Source organism: Curtobacterium sp. ODYSSEY 48 V2 (assembly GCF_023712625.1).
Classification (GTDB): Bacteria; Actinomycetota; Actinomycetes; order Actinomycetales; family Microbacteriaceae; genus Curtobacterium.
Genome location: NZ_JAMAXX010000002.1, coordinates 123093 through 144618, shown reverse-complemented (window position 1 = coordinate 144618; position 21526 = coordinate 123093). Strand labels below are relative to the sequence as shown.

General features: G+C 72.2%; 18 protein-coding genes and 1 tRNA gene. 4 read left to right on the top strand and 15 right to left on the bottom strand.

What is annotated here, in order from left to right:
* Positions 1–271 precede the first annotated feature (271 nt).
* From M3666_RS03370 to M3666_RS03340, 7 genes are all read right to left on the bottom strand, one after another.
* A complete protein-coding gene (locus tag M3666_RS03370; protein ID WP_251154497.1) occupies positions 272–2629 on the bottom strand; it encodes a DUF3488 and transglutaminase-like domain-containing protein in 2358 nt (785 codons plus the stop codon).
* Complete coding sequence (locus M3666_RS03365) at positions 2626–3957, bottom strand: DUF58 domain-containing protein (RefSeq protein ID WP_209685619.1); 1332 nt, start codon at positions 3955–3957, stop codon at positions 2626–2628. The genes M3666_RS03370 and M3666_RS03365 overlap by 4 nt, the downstream gene beginning before the upstream one ends.
* Entirely contained in the window at positions 3957–4949 is a 993-nt protein-coding gene (locus tag M3666_RS03360; protein ID WP_235426362.1) for a MoxR family ATPase, read from the bottom strand. The genes M3666_RS03365 and M3666_RS03360 overlap by 1 nt, the downstream gene beginning before the upstream one ends.
* 188 nt (positions 4950–5137) lie before the next feature.
* On the bottom strand, positions 5138–6136 hold the full coding sequence (locus tag M3666_RS03355; protein WP_251154496.1) for a glycosyl hydrolase family 18 protein: 999 nt from the start codon (positions 6134–6136) through the stop codon (positions 5138–5140).
* Between the two features lie 147 nt (positions 6137–6283).
* A tRNA-Ser gene (locus M3666_RS03350) sits at positions 6284–6373 on the bottom strand.
* Between the two features lie 343 nt (positions 6374–6716).
* Positions 6717–7391: a GntR family transcriptional regulator gene (locus tag M3666_RS03345; protein WP_251154495.1), complete on the bottom strand. Its 675-nt coding sequence runs from the start codon at positions 7389–7391 to the stop codon at positions 6717–6719.
* Positions 7392–7540: 149 nt separating this feature from the next.
* On the bottom strand, positions 7541–8941 hold the full coding sequence (locus M3666_RS03340) for an MFS transporter (RefSeq protein WP_251154655.1): 1401 nt from the start codon (positions 8939–8941) through the stop codon (positions 7541–7543).
* A 249-nt stretch (positions 8942–9190) separates the two neighbouring features.
* Here M3666_RS03340 and M3666_RS03335 point away from each other — a divergent pair, with 249 nt between their 5' ends.
* The 3 genes from M3666_RS03335 (at position 9191) to M3666_RS03325 (ending at position 13941) form a co-directional block, all read left to right on the top strand.
* Positions 9191–10390: a cobalamin-independent methionine synthase II family protein gene (locus tag M3666_RS03335; protein ID WP_251154494.1), complete on the top strand. Its 1200-nt coding sequence runs from the start codon at positions 9191–9193 to the stop codon at positions 10388–10390.
* A gap of 124 nt (positions 10391–10514) precedes the next feature.
* Complete coding sequence (locus M3666_RS03330) at positions 10515–11930, top strand: AAA family ATPase (protein WP_209685614.1); 1416 nt, start codon at positions 10515–10517, stop codon at positions 11928–11930.
* Positions 11923–13941, top strand: a complete 2019-nt coding sequence (locus M3666_RS03325) for a VWA domain-containing protein (protein WP_251154493.1) — start codon at positions 11923–11925, stop codon at positions 13939–13941. The genes M3666_RS03330 and M3666_RS03325 overlap by 8 nt, the downstream gene beginning before the upstream one ends.
* 119 nt (positions 13942–14060) lie before the next feature.
* Here M3666_RS03325 and M3666_RS03320 read toward each other — a convergent pair whose 3' ends face one another.
* The 3 genes from M3666_RS03320 to M3666_RS03310 are packed head-to-tail and all read right to left on the bottom strand — an operon-like array spanning position 14061 to position 16195.
* On the bottom strand, positions 14061–14837 hold the full coding sequence (locus M3666_RS03320) for an SCO1664 family protein (protein ID WP_251154492.1): 777 nt from the start codon (positions 14835–14837) through the stop codon (positions 14061–14063).
* On the bottom strand, positions 14834–15361 hold the full coding sequence (locus M3666_RS03315; RefSeq protein WP_066655829.1) for a DUF3090 domain-containing protein: 528 nt from the start codon (positions 15359–15361) through the stop codon (positions 14834–14836). Before M3666_RS03315 ends, M3666_RS03320 begins: the two co-directional genes overlap by 4 nt.
* A gap of 33 nt (positions 15362–15394) precedes the next feature.
* Positions 15395–16195 carry an MSMEG_4193 family putative phosphomutase gene (locus tag M3666_RS03310; protein WP_081985021.1) on the bottom strand — a complete coding sequence of 267 codons (801 nt, stop codon included), beginning with the start codon at positions 16193–16195 and terminating at the stop codon, positions 15395–15397.
* A 91-nt stretch (positions 16196–16286) separates the two neighbouring features.
* Here M3666_RS03310 and M3666_RS03305 point away from each other — a divergent pair, with 91 nt between their 5' ends.
* Complete coding sequence (locus tag M3666_RS03305; RefSeq protein WP_251154491.1) at positions 16287–16715, top strand: BLUF domain-containing protein; 429 nt, start codon at positions 16287–16289, stop codon at positions 16713–16715.
* Positions 16716–16747: 32 nt separating this feature from the next.
* On the opposite strand, the gene M3666_RS03300 is transcribed toward M3666_RS03305, so the two are convergent.
* The 5 genes from M3666_RS03300 to M3666_RS03280 form a co-directional block, all read right to left on the bottom strand.
* Positions 16748–17359 (bottom strand): ScbR family autoregulator-binding transcription factor, encoded by a 612-nt coding sequence (locus M3666_RS03300; protein WP_158407764.1) that lies wholly within the window; start codon positions 17357–17359, stop codon positions 16748–16750.
* 76 nt (positions 17360–17435) lie between these two features.
* On the bottom strand, positions 17436–17906 hold the full coding sequence (locus tag M3666_RS03295) for a BLUF domain-containing protein (protein ID WP_066655844.1): 471 nt from the start codon (positions 17904–17906) through the stop codon (positions 17436–17438).
* Between the two features lie 114 nt (positions 17907–18020).
* Positions 18021–19394: a sugar ABC transporter substrate-binding protein gene (locus M3666_RS03290; RefSeq protein ID WP_251154490.1), complete on the bottom strand. Its 1374-nt coding sequence runs from the start codon at positions 19392–19394 to the stop codon at positions 18021–18023.
* Between the two features lie 12 nt (positions 19395–19406).
* Complete coding sequence (locus M3666_RS03285; RefSeq protein WP_251154489.1) at positions 19407–20360, bottom strand: carbohydrate ABC transporter permease; 954 nt, start codon at positions 20358–20360, stop codon at positions 19407–19409.
* Positions 20361–20392: 32 nt separating this feature from the next.
* Complete coding sequence (locus tag M3666_RS03280) at positions 20393–21364, bottom strand: carbohydrate ABC transporter permease (RefSeq protein WP_081985026.1); 972 nt, start codon at positions 21362–21364, stop codon at positions 20393–20395.
* Positions 21365–21526: the final 162 nt, after the last annotated feature.

Here is a 21526-nt window from a genome sequence, read left to right as displayed (position 1 = left end):
ACGGCCGGCACGGCCGGCACGGTCGTGCGCCCGCGGCGCTGACTCGACCGCGGCGGCCGCGGCCGAGTCCCGCCGCGGCCGTCCGCACAACCGGAAGCACGTCGCGCCACGCGATTCCGCGGCGCGACGTGCTCCCCGTTGTGCGCGAGCACGCCGCACAACGCACCACGCCAGGGCCCGTCCGGCACGGCCGGCCCAGCCGGCCCGGCACGGCCGCACCAGGCCCGGGCCGGCACGGCCGGCGCCGGCAGCGCGCCGCGCCGCGCCGCGGCTAGGCCGTGCGCCGGCGCTGCCGGCCCTCGTGGGACCACGCGGACGAGGGCAGCAGGCTCGGCGGGAACAGCCGCGCCCGGACCACGCGCGCCCGCGGGACGGACGCGTCGAGGGCGACACGAGCCTCCAGGACGGCCCGCCGGAGTGCTGCAGTGTCCACGCCCGCCGCACCGTCCGCGGCGAAGCGCTCCAGGTCGACCGCATCGACGATGCTCGTCAGGTGCGGGAGCACGCTCGCGGGGACGGTCCCGACGAGCCGACCGCGCACCGCACGCGCCGTCCGCGCTGCTGCGGCGGCGTCACCCGGCGGCGCGAGCCCCGGTGCGTACCCGTGGTCGGCGACGTCGTCGAGCACCTCGCGCCAGGCCTGCAGTGCGGGCGAACGTCCCGCCTGCACCGCGGCGAGCCGTCGGCGGCGACGCACCACACGGACGACCCCGGGTGCGACGAGCACCGCCAGCAGGAGCAGCAGCCCGATCACCAGGCCGGCGGCACCGGGTGGGGTGCCTCCGCCCGTCGTGGCCGCCGCGCCCGCTCCGGTCGAGGCGGAGGGTGTCGGGGTGGGCGAGGCCTCGGCGGGAGCGGTCTCCCCCGGGGCCGGCAGCGGCGTCTCCGACGGGGCCGGAGCCGGCGTCGCCGACGACTCGGTCCCCGCCTGCGCTGCGGCGTCGGAGCTCGGGGTCGGCTCGAACGACACCCAACCGGCGCCACGGATGTACAGCTCGGGCCACGAGTGCAGCTGTCGGTTCGAGACGGTGTACTCGCCGTCCTCCGTCTGGTCGCTGCTCGCCCGGTACCCGACCGCGATACGCGACGGGATCCCGAGCGTCCGCGCCATCACGGCCATCGACGACGCGAAGTGCACGCAGTAGCCCTGGCGCACGCGCAGGAACGTGTCGATCACGTCCATGCTGTCGCCGTCGTAGCCCTGCTCGACGGGGGCCGTCTCGGAGTAGGTGAAGAGGTCGCTGCGGAACCACTGCTCCAGGGCACGCGCCCGGGCGTAGTCGTTCGGCAGCCCGCCGGCCACCCGCTGGGCCGCCGCCCGGATGTCACGTGGCAGGTCCTCGGGCAGTGCCAGGTCGGTGCGGAGCTGCGTCTCGCTCGGCGCCGTGAACCCACGGCCGTCGGTGCGCCCGAGGATCCCGCTCGCGGCTATCGCGTCGAGGTACTCTCCCGACCAGGTCGAGGCGCCGAAGACCTGGTAGGTCGAACCGCGCTGGGTCACGGGACCGGTCGACCGGACCGTGCTCGAGTCCCCCATCCAGCGCCACTGCGACAGGTCCAGGTTCGTCGACTGCGACTCGAGCGACACGGCGCCGCCGGGCACGGGCAGGTAGTTGCTCGACAGCCCGGTGATCCGCACGGTCAGGTCGCCGCGGCTCGCCAGACGGGGGTTGATCCCGACCGCCCACTGCTGCTGGTCCGCGGTCTCCGCAGTGCTGGCGTCGGTCACGGTGGGCACCCAGTCGCCGGTGCCGAACTCGTCGAGGTCGGCGAGCTTGAGGTACTCCGGCTGCCCGTCGGCGGTGCGGTAGCGGAACACCTCGAGCTCGTTCGGCTGGCGGAGGTCGCGGCCGAGCTCGAGCAGCGTGCCGGGACGACCGGGCTGGATCGGGGCCTGCAGCGCGCCCGTCACGCCGGACAGCCAGCTGGCGTTGATCGGGACGAGCACCGGGAGCCCCACGGCGACGACGAGCCCGATCGCGCCCACCACGGCGGCCGGGAACGCCCGTTGCACCGGTCGGACGGACAGCCAGAGGAGCCCGAGGAACGCCGCCCCCACCAGGACGACGAGCACCGGCGAGGCGGGCTCGCCCGTGACGACACCGGGGACGATGAGCACGACCAGCGCGGGCACGGCCGCGAGCGCGACGGTCGGCGCGATCGCGGCGAGGAACAGGGTCACCCCGGCCACCCAGGCGATCGCGACGGTGACGATCAAGCGGATCGCGTCGCTCTGCGGCAGCGGCGCGGGGTTGAGCCGGATCGCGGCGAGCGCCTCGCCGAGGGCTCCCTCGCGGTCGAGCCAGCCGAGGGGGTGGACGTCGTTGACGACCGCGGCGACGCACGACCCGACCACCAGCGTGGCGACGAGGGCGATGAAGCGCACGCCCGGAGCGCGACGGCGGACGGCGAGGACGACGGCGACGAGCACCGCCGTGAAGACGACGCCGGACAGCCACCAGGCGGTGCCCTGCACGAGCGGACGCATCGCGAGCGCCGCGATGAGGACCGGCAGCGGTGCCAGGGCGACGACCCACGGTCCCGGGGCGTCGTCGCGTTCGGCCGGACGCTCGGGGCGGCCGCTGCGCGTGGGCGTCCTGACGCGGTCGGCGGTCGAGGTCCCGCTCACCGGGTGCTCCCGTGCGCCTGCGCGCCCGCGACGGGCACGACCAGGGTCCGCCAACCGGCACGGTCGAGGATGCCGCGCACCACGGGGTCGGGCGGGACGATGGTCGCGAGGATGCCGCGACTGGACCCGCTCGTCGCGGCGACGAGCTCTGCGGCCTGCTCGGCGGTGCACCGGCCGGTGACGACGGCGGTCATGCCGTGGACGTCGCGACCGTGCACGTCGGACAGGACCTCGGTGACCGGGCGGGCGTCCGAGCGGACCCGGACGTCGGCGAGTCCGACGAGCAGGTCCGTCAGGCTGCCGACGTCGCCGGTGTGCCGTCCCGCGCCCGGAGTGTCGTCGCTCACGAGCACCACGCGCGACGTCCGCGCGCTGAGGGCACGGGCGACGCTCGCGGCGACGACGACGGCGTGCTCGAACGCGGCGTCGCCACCGAGGTCGCTCAGTTCCGCGAGGTCGTCGCGGCCGAGCGCCTGGTAGGACTCTCGGCGGAGGTCGATGGCGATGACGGCCTCCGGCGGCTGCGCCTGCGTGGTCTGGCGGACGTGGAGTTCGCCGCGTCGGGCGCTCTGTGCCCAGTGCACGCGGCGGATCGGGTCGCCCTGCCGGTACGGCCGGAGCTCGCTGTCGTCGGCGGAACCGCCCTGACCCACACGGCCCTCGTCCGCCGAGACGGCACCCGCGAGCGCTCCGGTGTCGATGGCACCGAGGGTGGTGGATGCGGGGACGATCACGACCTCCTCGGCGGGGACGACCGGCCGGTCGATGCGCAGCAGGCCGAAGGGGTCCTCGACGCGGATGGTCACGGGGCCGACCAGCGTGCGGCCCCGGTGCATCGCGAGGGCCTCGACGTCGAGCACCGCCGGGGGCTCGTTCGGGCCGACCAGGGCGTAGGTCTGCGCGTCGGACACGCTCGCGAGGGCGTCCTCGAGCTGTTCCCGCACCAGCAGGGTCGTCCGCGGCCCGATCGGCAGCGACGTCCCCCGCAGGGTGATCCGCTCGCGGTGGACCTCACCGACCTGCACGACCGAGCGGGCGGTCGACCGGGTCGCACGCAGCGGCGCCGCGACGACGAGTGCCATGACGATCCCGAGCACGAGCAGCACGAGCAGCAGGAGCCCGGCGGAGACGGCGATGCTCGTCGTGGCGACGAGACCACCGCCGACGAGGGCGATCCCCGACCCGAGCACCGTCCACCCCCTGGCCGTCGGCCGCGGGAACGGGGTCCGGCGGAGCATGGCTGCGCCGCGTCGCCCGGTGCGGAGCACCCACGACCGCACCGCGCCCGCACGCAGCGCGGACGTCGAGGGCCCGCTGCCGTCGGGCATCAGGAGCGGACGGCGGCCGAGGCGAACGGCACGGCGGTGTCGGACACGATCCGGACGACCACGTCGCGCGCGGTGTCCTCGGCGGCCCCGCCGAGCCCGCGGGCGACCGGGACGAGACGGTGGGACAGGATCACCGGTGCGAGGTGGGCGACGTCGTCGGGGGTGACGAACGGGCGACCGAGCAGCGCGGCGTGGGCACGAGCGGCCTGCGCCAGGTGCAGGGTGGCGCGAGGGCTCGCGCCCAGCACGAGGTCCGGGTGCGTGCGGGTGGCACGGACGATCGCGACGATGTAGGCCTCGACGTCGTGGGCAAGGTGCACCCCGCGCACGGCGTGCACGATCGCCCGCAGCGTCTGCACGTCGACGATCGGTCGGAGCGCGGACAGCGGGTCGCGGGTCCCGCGCGCCGCGAGCATCTGGCGCTCGGCGTCCGCGCTGGGGTACCCCATCGCGATGCGGGCCATGAACCGGTCGCGCTGGGCCTCGGGCAGCGGGTACGTGCCCTCCATGTCGATCGGGTTCTGGGTCGCGACGATCATGAACGGCGACTCCAGCGGCCGGGTCACGCCGTCGACGGTCACCTGCGCCTCGGCCATCGCCTCGAGCAGGGCCGACTGGGTCTTCGGGCTCGTGCGGTTGATCTCGTCACCGATGACGACGTTCGCGAACACCGGGCCCGGCGAGAACCGGAACGTGCCCGACGACTGGTCGTAGATGTTCACACCGGTGACGTCGGACGGCAGCATGTCCGAGGTGAACTGGATGCGGTTCACCGTCCCGCCGACCGAGGCACCGAGCGCCTTCGCGAGCACGGTCTTGCCGACGCCGGGGACGTCCTCGACGAGCAGGTGCCCCTCGGCGAGCATCACGGTGAAGGCCGTGCGGATGGCGTCGACCTTGCCGTCCACCACGGTGGAGACGGCTGCGACGACGTCGTCGCCCACCGCTCGCACGTGCTCGATCGGGAAGGCTTGGTCGGTCTGGTCCGGCACGCAGGCCTCCTCGTCTCGGGACAGGTGTCGTGCATGCTACAACGGCGCGGTGACAGGCACCGGAGGATGCGTCACCGATCATCCGGAAGGCACACACGGGTCGTGCCCCGCGACGGACGGGAGGCGCGGTGCGGGGCCGCCACGCGCCTCCCGTCCGCCTCCTGGTCACGGTCCGGTCGGTGCGGGCGTCAGCGCGGCAGGGCCTCGGTCGTCAGCGACCAGAGCGCGACGCCGTGCAGCCCGAGTCGCCGCGCCAGCGCGACACGTGCCCGGTAGGAGCGGGCGTCCGACCAGTGCAGCTCGTGTCCGTCGCGGAGGGTCGCCGACCACTCCCCCGTGCGGTCCGACCAGCGTGCGGCACCGCCGGCCAGCGCACGGGCCCGCGCCGGCGACACCTGCCCGGCGTCCGGTCCGCCCCAGCGGTACCCGTACCCGGCGACGCCGAGGTCGGTGCGGTCGGCCGGCAGTCCCTCGTGCTCGGCCACCTCGACGACGCGCTGCGCCCACGGCAGGGCACCGATCGTGCCCGGTTCGCTCCACGGGCCGTGCTGGTCGTAGGTCATCAGCACGAAGCGGTCGACGTGCTCCGCCAGACGACGGAGGTCGTACCCGGTGTCCCGGAAGCCCGCGGCCGAGGTGGACGCCATCACGGCCATCGACACCGGGGCGTCGGCACCGAGCTCGTCGTGCACCGCGTCCTCGAGCGCTGCCGCGAAGGCGACGAGACCCGCGCGGTCGCGGTCGCGCAGTGATTCGAGGTCGATCTGCACGCCCGTGCAGTGGTGGTCGTGTGCCAGGGCCGCCAGCTCCCGGGCGACCCGTCCGCGGGCGACCGGGTCGGCCAACAGCGCCGAGGCGGTCTCCGGCGAGAAGTCACCGAGCGTCTCGGAGAAGTTGCTGACGAGGAGCTCCGGTCGCGCGCCCCCGCGGGCTGCGGCGCGGGCGAGTCGGTCGACGCCGTCGGGCAGCGGCGTGAGGCCCGTGCCGTCCGCGGTGAGGGTGACACCGTCGATGCCGATCGTGTCCGCCCGCTCGGTGGCGGCTCGTACCCGGGCGACCTCCGTCTGGGCTCCCGGCTCGACGTACGCCTCGACGGCGACGCCGCGGGCAGCGGACGCGTCGGCGCAGCCGGCGACCGTGGTGACGATCACAGCGAGCGCGACGGCGAGGGCGGATGAGCGGAGCACGGGGCAACGGTAGTGGGCGGGGCCAGGGCACCCGTGCCGGGCCGGCCCGTGCCTCCCGACCGTCGAGCACGGCCGCACCGTCGTGTTCCCGCGCGCACCCTGCCGGAACGACGAAACCCCCGCCGGTGGCGGGGGTTTCGTCGACTGCGGAGACGGAGGGATTTGAACCCTCGGTCCCCTCAAAGGGGACTCCACCTTAGCAGGGTGGTGCACTCGGCCGGACTATGCGACGTCTCCGTGCGCTCTCACGAGCGCGAGACCCACCATACAGGAGGACGAGCCTCCTCTCGACCTCCCGCCACGACACGATCACCTCGGGTCGGTCGCCGGGTCCCCTGAAGTGGGGACAGGTGGGGCTTGTCCGCTCGTACCCCGACGCCTAGCATCGTCGGGACGCGGACATCACGTTCCGGGGGCATCACCTCCCCCGTCGCCGCGACACAGCACCAGACGTCGTCCCCCCTTCTGCCGAGCCCGACGCACCCGACCGCGGCGGCCCGGACGGGGACGACCAGGGGGCGCGGACCCGGTCCGCGCCCCCGCTCTGGGCGCTCTCCGGTGGGCGCTGCCCCGCCGTGCCTCACGCGGCGGAGCGGAACCGGTCGGGCAACGCGATGAGGTCCTCCGCCAACCCCACGAGCGCTGCGGCGCACTCGTCGAGCTGTCCACGTTCCGCCGCAGCAGCCGCCCGTTCGACCTGCTGCACGCGAGCACGCCGCCCGACGACGGCGTCGATGCCGTTCGCCACGGCGACGTCGTCCGTGAAGAAGGTGTCGAGCACGGCTCGCTGCGCCGTGAGCCAGTCGGCACTGACGATCGCACCGCGCCGACGGAGGTACCAGGCACCGAGCTCGACGAGCGCCCCGGCCTCGGTCAGGCAGGACCTGAGCACGAGCGCGTCGAACTGCTCGTCCGCCACCTGGCAGCCGGGAGCGGGATCGGCGATCATCGCCCGGGCGACCCGGAGTCGCTCGATCATCTGGCCGACGGACCAGTGGGCGACGACGACGCCGACGTACCGCTGCACGCTGACGAGCCGCAGCGCCTCGAGCGGGACGAGGGCTTCGCGGACGGGTGTGCGCGAGACCTGCATGTCCCGGGCGATGTCGTCGAGCCGGAGCCGTTGCCCCCGCCGGTAGACCCCGCGCAGGACGTTCTCGAGGAGCTTGAGGAAGACGGCGTCACGCAGCAGGCTGCGGCGGATGCCGTTCGGGTCGGGGACCCGGTCGTTCCCCGAGGACGATGAGCGATCCATCGGCCCAGGGTCACGCACGACGACCACCCGGTGCTCCGGGAGCGGGCGACCAGGGGAACGATCCGGTCGGGGTCGGGATGTGGAGGAGTGCCATGCCGAGACCCTCCCAGCGGGAGGGCCTCGGCGCTAAACATCACGTATACGAAATCCTACTTCGTGGACGCGTCGGTGAGGACGGACAAGGGTTGGGTGATGTCCTCCAGACCCTTGCGCGCCGCATCGACCCCGAACACCAACGCCACGATCCCGCCGGCGATCATCACCGCCGACCCGAGCAGGTACCCCCAGAAGAGCGGCTCACGCGACGACCCGTCCCCGATGAACGCGCCGTAGATCGCCGGGGCGACCGCACCGAAGATCTGCGCGAGGGCGAAGAAGTACGAGATCGCCTGCGACCGCAGCTCGAGCGGGAAGATCTCGCTCACGGTCAGGTAGGCGCTCGAGGCACCGGCCGAGGCGAAGAAGAACGAGACGCACCAGAACACGACCTGCACGGTGGCGCTGATGGCGTCGGCTCGGAACAGGAACGCCGAGGTGGCGAGCACCAGACCCGACACCAGGTAGGTCAGGAAGATCATCTGCCGACGACCCCAGGTGTCGAAGAACCGGCCGAGCACGATCGGGCCCAGCAGGTTGCCGATCGCGAACGGGAAGAAGTACACGGCCGTCTCGGCGGTCTTCAGCCCGAAGAAGTTCGTGAGCACCAGGGCGTAGGTGAAGAAGATCGCGTTGTAGAGGAACGCCTGGGTGATCATCATGGTCGCGCCCACCAGGGTGCGGGTCGGGTACTGCTTGAGCAGCACCTTGGCGATCGTCAGGAACCCCACCTTGTCCAGCGGCGTGACGGTCATGGCCTTCGACTCGTCGACGTCCGGCAGCCGGTGTCCGGTGGACTTCTCGACGGAGGCCTCGATCTCGGAGACCGTGCGCTCGGCCTCCTCCTCGCGTCCGTGGGTCATCAGCCACCGCGGGCTCTCCGGGATGTGCCGCCGCAGGAAGATGATCGCGATGCCGAGCACCGGGCCGAGGAAGAACCCGATGCGCCACCCGATGTTCTCGGCGAAGATCGACGTGTCGAGCAGGTAGATGTTGGCGAAGGCGCCGAGCGCCGCACCGCCCCAGTACGTGCCGTTGATGGCGATGTCGACGTGCCCGCGGTACTTCGACGGGATGAGTTCGTCGATCGCCGAGTTGATCGCCGCGTACTCACCGCCGATGCCGAGGCCCGCCACGAAGCGGAACGCCGCCAGGAACCAGAAGTCCTGGGCGAGTCCGGCGATGCCCGAACCGATGAGGTAGATCGCGAGCGTCAGGATGAAGAGCTTGCGGCGGCCGAGCCGGTCGGACATCCGTCCGAAGACCAGGGCGCCGACGACCTGCCCCACCAGGTAGATGGTGCCGAGCAGGGTGACCTGCTGCGTCGACAGGTCGAGGTCGGCCTGGAAGCCGGCGTTCGAGACGATCTGGATCTCGAGGCCGTCGAGGATCCAGGACACCCCCAAGCCCACCACCACGCTCCAGTGGAAGCGCGTCCACGGCAGTCTGTCCATCCTGGCGGGGACCAGGCTCTTGATCGCCCCGTTCGTCGTGCTGCTCACGAGAGCGGACCGTACTCCGGAGATTCCAGGCTGGTTCCCAGTACCAGCGCAGCTTTACGTCCTCACAGATTCAGGAACTCGTGCGACGCGGACGGGAGGCGCGGGGCGGGCCCGCACCGTGCCTCCCGTCCGCGTCGGATCGCGGTGACGCGCGACGTCACGACCGCACGCGGCCGCAGCCCGCGTCGGTAGCGTGACGACGTGCCCACCCAGAACTCGATCGACCGCATCCTGACCACGCACACCGGCTCGCTCCCCCGATCGCCCGAGCTGACCGCGCTCCTGGTGGCCCGCGACCAGGGGAAGCCCCACGACGAACAGGCACTCCGCGAGGAGATCGCCGCCGTGCTCGCGCGCACCGTCGACGCGCAGCTCGACGCGGGCCTCGACGTCGTCAACGACGGTGAGGTCCCGCGCGTCGGCTTCTCGACCTACATCCGCGATCGGCTGTCGGGGTTCGGGGGCTCCGGTCACCGCAAGCCGACGCTCGACAGCGTGAAGTTCCCGGAGTACGCGGCGTTCCAGGCCCGGCAGATCGACGAGGGCGCAGAGTTCGCCCGGGTGTGGGACACCCCGCTCGCCCAGGGGCTGCTCGAGTACGACCAGGAGCGCGCCGGCATCCGCGAGGACCTCGACGGCTTCGAACGCGAGCTCGCCCGGAACGCCGCCGCCGGCCGCACCCCGGCCGGCACCTTCATCTCCGCCGCGACGCCGGGCATCGTCGCCACGACCCTGCTGCTCGACGACGAGAACCCGCACTACCGCGACCACCGGGAGTACGTGTTCGCGCTGGCCGAGCAGCTCCGCGTCGAGTACGAGGAGATCGTCGCCCGCGGGCACGTCCTGCAGCTCGACGCCCCGGACCTCGCCATGGAGCGCGTCATCCACTTCGGCGACGCGTCGCTCGACGAGTTCCTGGCCGCCGTGGACCTGCACGTCGACGCGCTCAACCACGCGCTGCGGAACATCCCGAAGGAGCAGACGCGGCTGCACGTCTGCTACGGCAACTGGCAGGGCCCGCACCAGGACGACGTCCCGGTCGACGTGCTGCTCCCCCACCTGTACCGCGCCGAGGTCGGGTCCTTCAGCATCCCGTTCGGCAACCCGCGGCACGCGCACGAGTTCCCGGCCTTCCGCGACCTGCCGCTCCCCGACGACGCGGTGCTCGTGCCGGGCGTCATCGACGTCACGACCAACTACCTGGAGCACCCGCAGCTCGTGGCGAACCGGATCGTCGAGGCCGCCGAGGCCGTCGGCGACCCCACCCGCATCGTCGCCGGGACCGACTGCGGCCTGGCGACCTTCGCGAGCTACGAGTTCGTCGCCGCGGACGTCGCGTGGGCGAAGCTCCGAGCACTCGTCGAGGGTGCGGAGATCGCGTCGCGCCGCCTGTTCGGCTGACGCTCCCGCCGCGCTGTTCCCGCACGACGCAACGTCGGCAGGCCCTCGCAGCGGTACAGCGCTGCGAGGTGTCGCCGAGGTTGCGTTCTCCGGAGCCGAGCGCCGAGACGCGCCTCCCGTCCGCATGTCGGTGCGCGGGCGTAGCGTGCGGACCGTGACCCGACCTGACATCCACACGGTCGGCGAGCTCCGCGCTGCTGGGCACGTCCAGAAGTCGGTCCGCGCCGAGATCCGCGACAATCTCCTCCAGGCCCTGCGCGAGGGCCGCGACCCCTGGCCCGGCCTGCACGGGTTCGAGACGACCGTCATCCCCCAGCTCGAGCGTGCGCTCATCGCCGGGCACGACGTCGTGCTGCTCGGCGAGCGCGGGCAGGGCAAGACCCGCCTGCTCCGCACGCTGCAGGGGCTGCTCGACGAGTGGACCCCGGTGATCACCGGGTCCGAGCTCGGCGAGCACCCGTTCGAGCCGATCACCACCGCGAGCACCCGCCGTGCCGAGGAGCTCGGCGACGCCCTGCCGATCTCGTGGGTGCACCGCGACGAGCGCTACGTCGAGAAGCTCGCGACCCCCGACACCAGCGTGGCGGACCTGATCGGTGACGTCGACCCGATGAAGGTGGCCGAGGGCCGCAGTCTCGGCGACCCCGAGACCATCCACTTCGGGCTGATCCCCCGCGGGCACCGCGGCATCGTCGCGATCAACGAGCTCCCCGACCTCGCGGAGCGCATCCAGGTCGCGATGCTCAACGTGATGGAGGAGCGCGACGTGCAGATCCGCGGCTACGTGCTGCGCCTGCCCCTCGACGTGCTCGTCGTCGCCAGCGCCAACCCCGAGGACTACACGAACCGCGGCCGCATCATCACGCCGCTGAAGGACCGCTTCGGCGCCGAGATCCGGACGCACTACCCCATCGAGCTCGCCGACGAGGTCGCCGTCATCCGGCAGGAGGCCCAGCTCACCGCCGAGGTCCCCGACGCCCTGGTCGAGATCCTCGCCCGGTTCACCCGCGCCCTGCGCCAGTCCAGCGCCGTCGACCAGCGGAGCGGCGTCAGCGCCCGCTTCGCCATCGCCGGCGCCGAGACGATCTCCGCCGCCGCCGTGCACCGCGCCGCGCGGCAGGGCGAGGAGCACCCGGTCGCGCGGCCGATCGACCTCGAGACCGCGGTCGACGTCCTCGGCGGCAAGATCGAGTTCGAGAACGGGGAGGAGGACCGCGCCGACGAGGTCCTCGAGCACCTGCTCCGCACCGCCACCGCCGAGACCGTCCGCTCGCGGTTCCGCGGGATCGACTTCGGCGTCCTCGTCGAGGCACTCGACGGCGGCACGATGGTGACGACGGGCGAGCAGGTCAGCGCCCGGGCCTTCCTCGAAGGGCTCCCGTCGATCGGCGAGTCGGACGTCTACGACCAGGTGTGCGAGCGACTCGGGGCGACCGACGACGGCGAGCGGGCCGGCGCGATCGAGCTCGCGCTCGAGGGGCTCTTCCTCGCCCGGCGCATCAGCAAGGAGTCGGGGGGCGGCGAGGCCGTCTATGGCTAGCCGGCAGAACCGCCGCCTGACCCGCGACGCCCGGTACGGGAAGTACGAGGGCGGACCGGATCCCCTCGCTCCCCCGGTCGACCTGACCGAGGCGCTCGACGCCATCGGCGAGGACGTCATGGGCGGCACCTCCCCCGAGCGTGCCCTCCGCGAGTTCCTCCGGCGCGGCGGCCAGACCCAGCGCGGGCTCGACGACCTCATGCGCCGCGTCGCCGAACGGCGGCGCGAGCTCACCAGCCGGAACAACCTCGACGGCACCCTGCAGCAGGTCAGGGAGCTCCTGGACCAGGCCCTGCTCGCCGAACGCGGTGAGCTCGCCCGGAACGTCGACCTCGACGACGGCGACCGCGCCCTGGCCGAGCTGCAGCTCGACAGCCTGCCGCCGTCGCCCGCGAGCGCCGTGCAGGAGCTGAACGGCTACGACTGGACGAGTCCGACGGCCCGGCAGAAGTACGACGAGATCAAGGACCTGCTCGGGCGCGAGGTGCTCGACCAGCGCTTCGCCGGCATGAAGCAGGCGCTCGAGAACGCGAGCGACGAGGACCGCGCAGCCGTGTCCGCGATGATGCGCGACCTCAACCAGCTGCTCGACGACCACCGCCGCGGCACGGACACGCAGGAGCAGTTCGACGCGTTCACGGCGCAGCACGGGCAGTACTTCCCGTCCGGCCCGCAGAACGTCGAGGAGCTGCTCGACGACCTCGCCGCACGAGCCGCGGCCGCGCAGCGGATGCGGAACTCGATGACGCAGGAGCAGCGCGACGAGCTCGACGCGCTCGCCCAGCAGGCGTTCGGCTCACCGGACCTGATGGGTCAGCTCGGGCAGCTCGACGACACCCTCCGCGCGCTCCGCCCCGGCGAGGACTGGGGCAGCTCCGAGCGGATGGACGGCGAGCAGGGCCTCGGACTCGGCGACGGGACCGGCGTCTTCCAGGACATCGCCGACCTCGACGCCCTGGCCGAGCAGCTGGCGCAGTCCGGGCCCGGGTCCGACCTCGCCGACCTCGACCTCGACGCCCTGCAGCGTCAGCTGGGCGACGAGGCCACCGTCGACGCCCAGACCCTGCAGCGGTTGGAGCAGGCCCTGCGGAACTCGGGCGCGGTGCAGCGCGGCACCGACGGACACCTCCGGCTGACCCCGAAGGCGATGCGGCAGCTCGGCAAGAGCCTGCTCAGGGACGTGGCCGAGCGGATGTCGGGGCGCCAGGGCGCGCGTGACCTCCGTCGCGCCGGGGCGTCGGGCGAGCCCTCCGGGGCGACCCGACCGTGGGCGTTCGGTGACACCGAGCCGTGGGACCTCCCCCGGTCGATCACGAACGCCCTGGTCCGGACCGCGGCGGACGGACGCACCGGACCGGGTGTCCGCCTGACGATCGACGACGTCGAGGTGCAGGAGACCGAGGCGCGGACCCAGGCGTGCGTGGCGCTCCTCGTCGACACGTCGTTCTCGATGGCGATGGAGGACCGCTGGGTCCCGATGAAGCGGACGGCCCTCGCGCTGCACACCCTCGTCAGCACGAGGTTCCGCGGCGACGACCTGCAGCTCATCGCCTTCGGGCGCGAGGCGGAGGTCATGGACGTCGAACGACTCGTCGGCCTCGACGCCCAGTGGGACAAGGGCACGAACCTGCACCACGCACTGCTGCTGGCCAACCGGCACTTCCGGAAGCACCCGACGGCGCAGCCAGTGCTCCTGGTCGTGACCGACGGCGAGCCGACCTCGCACCTCGAGCCGAACGGCCAGGTGTGGTTCGGCTACCCGCCCGATCCCGTGACGATCGCGCTGACGGTCCGCGAGCTCGAGAACGCCGGCCGGCTCGGGGCGCAGACGACGTTCTTCCGACTCGGTGACGACCCCGGGCTCGCGCGGTTCATCGATGCCATGGCCCGACGGGTGGACGGCTCGGTCGTCGCGCCCGAGAACGACGACCTCGGGGTCGCCGTGGTCGGGTCGTACCTCGGTTCCCGTCGCGGAGGCGCGTCCCTGTTCGGCGACGACCGGGCGGGCTGACCGGGCCAGCCGACAGACGGGAGGCTCCCCACCGGGCACGGCCCGGCAGCCGCTGGCGCGTCTGCCGGGAACCGGCCGGCGTGGGCCCCGGTGCCGGCGGGCGCCGCGCCTCCCGTCCGTCAGAAGAGGGGCCAGGGGACGGCGGGTCCGTGTCCGGGCGGCGGCGGGAACATCCCGACCGCGCGCAGCGCGGCGCACCGGGCCCGCAGGTTGTCGATCTCCCCGCGGGTCAGGTGCTCGGCGAGCGCGACGCCGAGGTCCCCGCGGAGCGCCTCGGACACCCGGTCGAGCCCCTCGAGCTCGTCGGGGTCGAGCGGCTCCCCGATCCAGCCCCACAGGACCGTGCGGAGCTTGTGGTCCACGTGGAAGGTCAGCCCGTGGTCGACGCCGTGGCGGTGCCCGTCCGGCATGGCGAGCACGTGCCCGCCCTTGCGGTCGGCGTTGTTCACCACCACGTCGAACACCGCCATCCGGCGGAGCGCCGCGGTGTCCTCGTGCACGAGCGTGACGGGCTGGTCGTGCTCGTCGATGGCCTCGAGCACGGGCAACCACGGGGTGCCCTCGGCGTCGGCCTCCTCGGTCGGCACCAGGTCGACGGGGTCCTGCTCCGGGTCGACGTCCTGCCAGCGCTGGACCATGCCGGGGCCGAACGGGCCGTCGCCGAGCCAGGTGGGCGGCACGATGCCCCAGCCGAAGGCCTCGGAGACCAGGTGTGCCGCGACCTCCCGGCCGGCGAGCGTGCCGTCCGGAAAGTCCCACAGCGGACGCTCCCCCTCGACGGGCTTGTACACGACGGACTCGCCGTCGAGGTCGGCGAGGAAGGTGGCGTTCGACGCCTCGCGGATGCGCGCCCGGATCGTCAGCGGGCCGTCGTACCGGGGTGCGTCGTCGCTCATGCGTCGCCGGGGCGCCGACCGGCAGCGACGACCTCGCGCGTGCGTTCGACGAAGGCCCGGGCGCTGCCGACGGGGATCTTCACCTGGAAGACCTCGGCGGGCTCGGGCATCTCGACGACGGCCTCGACCTCGTCGCCGTCCTCGTCCGTCTCGGTGACGATCTCGAGCTCGTCCTCGATCGGGTACGCCTCGATCACCACCTGCGCCGTCGCCGGGTCGAACCCCAGGCTCAGGGCACCCGCGCGGAACTCGGGCTCCACCGGCTGGTCGAGCGGCGCGGCGTCCCGGAGCTCGGACGGTGCCGCCGGCGGGACGCTGAAGCGGTTGTCCTCGACGGTCGCGACCTCGTCGAGGAGCTCGGCGACCTTGTCCGCGAGCACCGCGGACTGCTCCTTCTCGAGCGCGACGCTGGTCACCCGCTTGCCGTCGCGTGCCTGCAGGTAGAAGGCGCGTTCACCCGGGCGGCCGACCGTCCCGACGACGAGACGTTCCGGCCAGTCGAAGCCGTGCACGATGGTGGGCATGACCCGATTGTAGGAGCGTGCGGCTCCGTCCGTTCAGGGTCGAGCGGTCCCCGGCTCACTGCTGCCGACCGCTCCGTCCGCCGAGCCGGTCCCGTCGTGTCCTGCTCCGCCGCCGGTCCCGTCCGCTCCGCCTCCGCCGCCGGTCCCGTCGTGTCCTGCTCCGCCGCCGACCGCGGCGTCGCCCGAGGGGGCCGGTGCCGCGGCGAGCCACGACAGGTCGCCGGAGTCGGTGTTGGTGGCGACGACCTCGGGCCGGTGTTCCCCGTAGCGGACGACCGAGACGGACGCCGGACCGACCGCGATGCGCTGGAACAGGTCGAGGTGCATGCCGAGCGCGTCGGCGAGGACGGACTTCACGATGTCGCCGTGGCTCACGGCGACCCACACCGCCGTCGGGCCGTGCTGCGCCTCGACCTCGGCGTCGATCCGGCGGATCGCGGCGACCGCACGGGACTGCATCGTCTGCATGGACTCGCCGCCGGGGAACACCACGGCGCTGGGGTTCGCCTGCACCGTGCGCCACAGTGGTTCCTTCGCGAGGTCCGCGAGCTTCCGGCCCTGCCAGTCGCCGTAGTCGGCCTCGGTGATCGCCCGTTCGACCCGCACGTCGGGGCTGCCCTGCTGGCGGGCGAGCAGGGCGCGTGCGGTCTGTCGGCAGCGCTCGAGCGGGCTCGTGACGAGCGCGACGAGCGGGATCGGCGCGATGCGCTCGGCGGCCCGGTCGGCCTGCTCGCGGCCGACGCGGTCGAGTGCCACCCCGGCGGTGCGACCCGCCAGGACCCCGGTCGCGTTCGCGGTGGTGCGTCCGTGCCGGACGAGGAGGACGGTCGCCATGCGGTCGATCCTAGGCACCAGGGCGACCAGGACGCGAAGCGGATGGTGGACAGTGGTCGGCACCGCGCCGGTCATGCACGAAGATGGTGCGGTGCTCGTCTCAATCGTCTACATGAGCCGCTCGGCCGTGCCCTTCGACGACGACGCGCTCGCCGAGCTCCTGCGCGAGTCACGGCTCCGGAACGAGGCACTCGGGGTCTCCGGTCTGCTCGTGGCGAAGGGCGGCCGGTTCATGCAGCTGCTCGAGGGCCCGGCGTGGAGCGTCGACGACCGCTTCGGCGCCATCGCGCGCGATCCTCGGCACGACGGGGTGAAGTCGCTGATCCGCGAGGACATCGAGCGCCGGCGGTTCGACGGCTGGTCGATGGCCTACCGGTCGCTCGACGAGTCCGACGTGGCGACCGAGGACGGCTTCAGCCCGTTCCTGTCCGGCACGATGGACTTCGCGCCGGAGTTCGACGGCACGAGCGCCGCGTGGCTGCTCAAGTGGTTCCGCGACCGGGAGCTCACCGACCGCTGACGCGGACCTCCGCCCGTCGACGGTCCACGAGGTCAGCCTGCCGCGCGGAAGGTGTCGGCGACCACCCCGAGCAGACGTGCCCGGTGCGCCGGCGCGGCCGTCGCCTGCAGGAGCACCCGCCACATCACCGCGACCGCGGGGTCGAGGTCCGCGCGACCGCTCCGCACCTCGGCGACCAGCTGCACCCCGGTGAAGTAGGGCACGACCGAACCGCCGAGCTCCTCCGGGGTGAGGTCGGTCTCGAGCTCACCGCTGCCGATCGCGACGCAGAACACGTCCACGATGCCGCCGATCCACTGCTCGTAGAACGACGACGTCGCTCCGGAGAACTCGCCGCGTTCGAGCGAGAGCCGGATGCCGGCACGCACGATCGGGTCGGTGCGGAGCAGGTCCGCGATCTGCTTCGACGCCCCGATCAGGGCGGCCGTCGGCGACGCGGCGTCGTGGCTCACCTCCGCGAAGGTCCGCGCGTTCTGCTCGTCGATCACGCCGAGGGCGAGCGCGAGCTTCGTCGGGAAGTGGAAGTGCAGGGTGCCCTGCGCCACGTCGGCGCGGCGCGCGACGGCGGCGATCGACGTGGCGGCGAAGCCGACCCGGTCGAACTCCTCCGCCGCGGCCACCAAGATCTGCTCACGTTTCCCCACGTGACCAGTGTCTCGAACTGGAGGCACGGTGCGGGCCCGCACCGTGCCTCCAGTCCGAGGGGGTCCCGTCAGGTCGTCACGCGGCGTGGCGGGCCAGGGTCATGCGCTCCTCGGGCACGTCCTGCAGGTCGCGTCCGCGGAACCAGCGGAGCAGCCAGTCGGCCGGCGAGCCGGCCAGCTCGGCCGGCAGGCCGGAGCGCTCGGTGAGGAAGGTGTTGAAGCCGGGCTCGTCGCGGACCTCGAGGTCCGACGGGTTGCCGAACGCCATCGACCAGCCGTCGAAGCGGCGGGTGTCGATGTCCTCGCGGGAGAGCGACTTCACGCCCTCGTGGCGGGTGTCGCGCTCGATCGCGGCGAAGCGGTCCTCGACGCTCCAGGAGGGACCCTCGAGCACCTGCATGAAGCGGCCGCCCTTGGCGAGCAGGAGTCCGGAGACACCGAGCGCCTCGTTGCGCAGGCGGGCTTCACGGAGCATGGCGACCAGGTGGTCGTCGGTCATCTCGTCGACGGCGACGGACATGTACACGAGGGAGGTGAGTTGCGTCATCGGCGCCAGTCTGTGTGCTGCTCCGGTGGAGGGTCAATGCGGTCGTGCGCACACCGCAGTCGGGTGCGGTGTGCGGACGACCGGTGGGGGTGGCCGTGCTCGATCCAGCGGGGCTCAGGTCAGCGCGAGGAGCGTGTTGACCTGCTCGTTCACGCCGGTGAGCGTCGACACGGGCTTGCCGTTCGCGTAGATGCCGTCGAACGCCGGCTGCACGAGCGCCTGGACGTCGGCGGGGTTCCGGGTGACGGGGAACAGGAACGTCGTGCCGTCCGCCACCTGCTCGGTGAACGCGGAGACGTCGAGCCCGCGCTCCCGGAAGGCGGCGACCGCGGCGTCCGTGCCCGACCGGCGGGCGGGGAAGACGATGCCCGCGCGGCCGACGATCTCCTGCGCGGCGGCACTGCCGAGGAACGCGACCCACTTCGCCGCGGCCTCCGGGTTCCGCGCCTGCTTCGTGATCGAGTCACCCAGGCCGTTGAACATCGACGCGCGGTGCCCGATCGGCCCCTTCGGTGTCGGGGCGATGGCGACGTCGACGCCCTGCAGGTCGGCGTAGGCGCCGATCATCCACGACCCGTTGAACGAGAGCGCGACCTTCTTCGACCCGAGCTGCACGTCCGGACCGGTCGTCGTGGAGAACACTCCGTACTTCGGCATGTAGCCCTTCTCGGCGAGCCCGAAGTACCAGGAGATCGTCTTCTGGAACGCGGGGTCGTCGTAGCGGAACGCGTTCCCCCACGGGTTCCGGTTCGTGTAGGACCAGTCGATCGACCCGGTGAACGGCGACCACTGCGTCTGCCCGAACCCGTCGCCACCGCTGCCGTTGGCGCTGATGCCGTAGACCGCCACGTCCGACCTGTCGAAGCCGGGCTCGTCCCCGCGGCGCCCCTTGCCGTCGATGGTCAGGTGCGCGACCGCCCGTTCGAAGGTCCCACCGTCGTCCGGGTTCCACTCGAGCGCGGCGAGGTCCTCGGCCGAGTAGCCGGCCTTCGCGATCACGTTCCGGTCGTAGAACATCGCGACCGTGTCCCAGTCCTTCGGCGACCCGTAGCGGTGCCCGTCGCGCCCCTTCCAGAGCTGCGCGAGGCCGGACTGGTAGTCGTCGTCGCGGATCGCACTCGTCGCCTCGAGTTCGTCGAGCCGGTGGAGCACGTCGAGGTCGGCGAACTGCGGGAACTTCGACAGGTGGTCGGTGAACACGTCGGGCGCGGTACCGGCGATGAACCCGGCGGTGAGCTTCGTCCAGTAGTCGCTCCACCCGAGCTGGGTGATGCGGATCCGGATGTCGGGGTTCTCACGCTCGAAGGCCTTCGCGACGGCCTGGTACGCGGGGAGCTGGTTGGCGTCCCACAGCCAGTAGGACACGGTGCCGGTCGCGCCGCTGCGGGAGTTCGGCGTGCTCGGGGACGAGCAGGCGGCGAGGGCGCCGAGCGCCAGGGCCGAGGCACCGCCCGCGAACAGTGCGCGTCGGGAGATGGAGTGCGTCATGTGCGGGGTTCCCTACTTGATCCCGGAGAAGCCGATGGAGTTGACGATGCGCTTGGCGAAGACGCCGAACAGCACGATCATCGGGAGCGCGGCGACGAGGGTCGCCGCCATGAGACCCGCCCAGTCGGTGCCGGACTGCGGCGTCTGCGACTTGAACACCCCGAGCGCGACCGTGAGGACGCGGGAGCTGTCCGTGTACGACACCATGAGCGGCCAGAAGTAGTCGTTCCACGCCGTGATGTAGGTGAGGACCGCCAGCGTCGCGATCGGCGCCGATGCCATCGGCAGGACGAGCCGGAAGAACACGCGGACCTTCCCGGCGCCGTCGATGAGTGCGGCCTCCTCGACCTCGCGGGAGATGCCGAGGAAGAACTGCCGGAGGAAGAACACCGCGAACGGGGTCATCAGCATCGAGGGCAGGGCGATCCCGAGCAGGGTGTCGACCAGGCCGAGCGACTTGATCAGGGTGAAGTTCGGCAGGAGCGTGAAGATCGTGGGGACCATGAGCCCGGCGAGGAACACCCCGAACACCCGGTCGCGTCCCGGCCAGCGCAGCCGGGCGAAGGCGTAGGCGGCTCCGGCGGAGAAGAACACCTGCCCGACCGTGATCATCGTCGCGGTGACGACCGAGTTGAGCAGGTACTGCCAGAAGTTGATCGCCGCGCCGGAGCCGCCCTGCGCCAGGGCCTCCTCGGTGGACTGCAGACCGAACACCCGCTCGAACCCGCCCAGGCTGAAGCCGGTCGGCAGCAGTGAGGTCGGGTCGGCGGAGATCGCGCCGTTCGACGACAGCGCGGTCCGGAGGATCCAGTAGAAGGGGAACAGGGTCACGGCGATCACGGCGATCATCGCGGTCCAGGCGAGGACCCGTCCGACGGACGGCTTCGGACGCGGGGGCTTCGCGCCGCGGGTGGTGAGGGCGCGCGTGGTGGTGGGTTCGACCACCGGGGGCAGGGTGCTGGTCATCGTCGACTCGCTTCCGGTTGCTTCGGTGGCCGTCAGTCCAGGTCGCTCTCGCCGGAGCGCGAGAGTCGGTACTGGACGATCGTGATGATGCTCAGGACGACGAGGAGTGCCACCGAGACGGCGGACGCGTACCCGAACTGGAACCGGCCGAAGGCCAGGTTGTAGATGTAGTTCTGCACGACGTTCGTGGCGTTGGCGGGGCCGCCCTGGGTGGTGATCGCGACCGTGTCGAACACCTGGAACGAGCCGATGATCGTGATGATGAGCACCAGCGACAGGATCGGGCGCAGCAGCGGGACCGTGATCCGCCAGAACATCTTCCACTCGCTCGCACCGTCGATGCGGCCGGCCTCGTAGACGCTCTCCGGCAGCGCCTGCAGGCCCGCGAAGATGAGCAGTGCGGTGTAACCGACGTTCCGCCAGACGTTGATGAAGGCGATCGTGGGGATGCCCCAGACGTCGCTCTGCAGGAACGGGATGCGTCCGACACCGATCGCCGACAGGACCTCGTTGCCGATGCCGAGCTGCGTGTCGAGGATCCAGAGCCAGATGAGTGCCGCGACGACGTTCGACACCAGGTAGGGCGCGAGCACGATGCCCCGGACGAAGGTCGACTGCGTGAGCCGGTGCATCATGACGGCGATGAAGAGCGCCAGGACCGTCTGGAAGCCGATGTTCAGCACGACGTACTCGACGGTGACGAGCATCGAGTTCCAGAAGATCGAGTCCTGCACCAGGCGCTCGTAGTTCTGCAGACCCGTGAACACCGGCGGGGTGAGCAGGTTGTACGTGGTGAAGCTGAGCCAGATGCCCCGGATCGTCGGCCAGAGCAGGAACACCGCGAACCCGACCGACGCGGGGGCGATGAACACGAGCGCGAGCCACAGGTCGTTCCGTCGTCGGCGGCGTGGTGTGGTGGTCCGGGCACGTGCCGTGTCGGCACTCCGCGCGGTCCGTGGTGGTGCCGTCACCAGGGGTGACGACAAGGGGCTCTCGGTTGCCATCGCGACTCCTTCGTCTGCGGTGGACTGACGTCGGCAGTCCGTGGCGGGGAATCTACACGTGGGGACTCGGCCCCACAAGGACCGATTTGTGGCGCGCTCCAAGGGGTTGTCACGTGTAGACCGCTGTGCAATGCTTGGCGGCGATCGCGACGGAGCGACCTG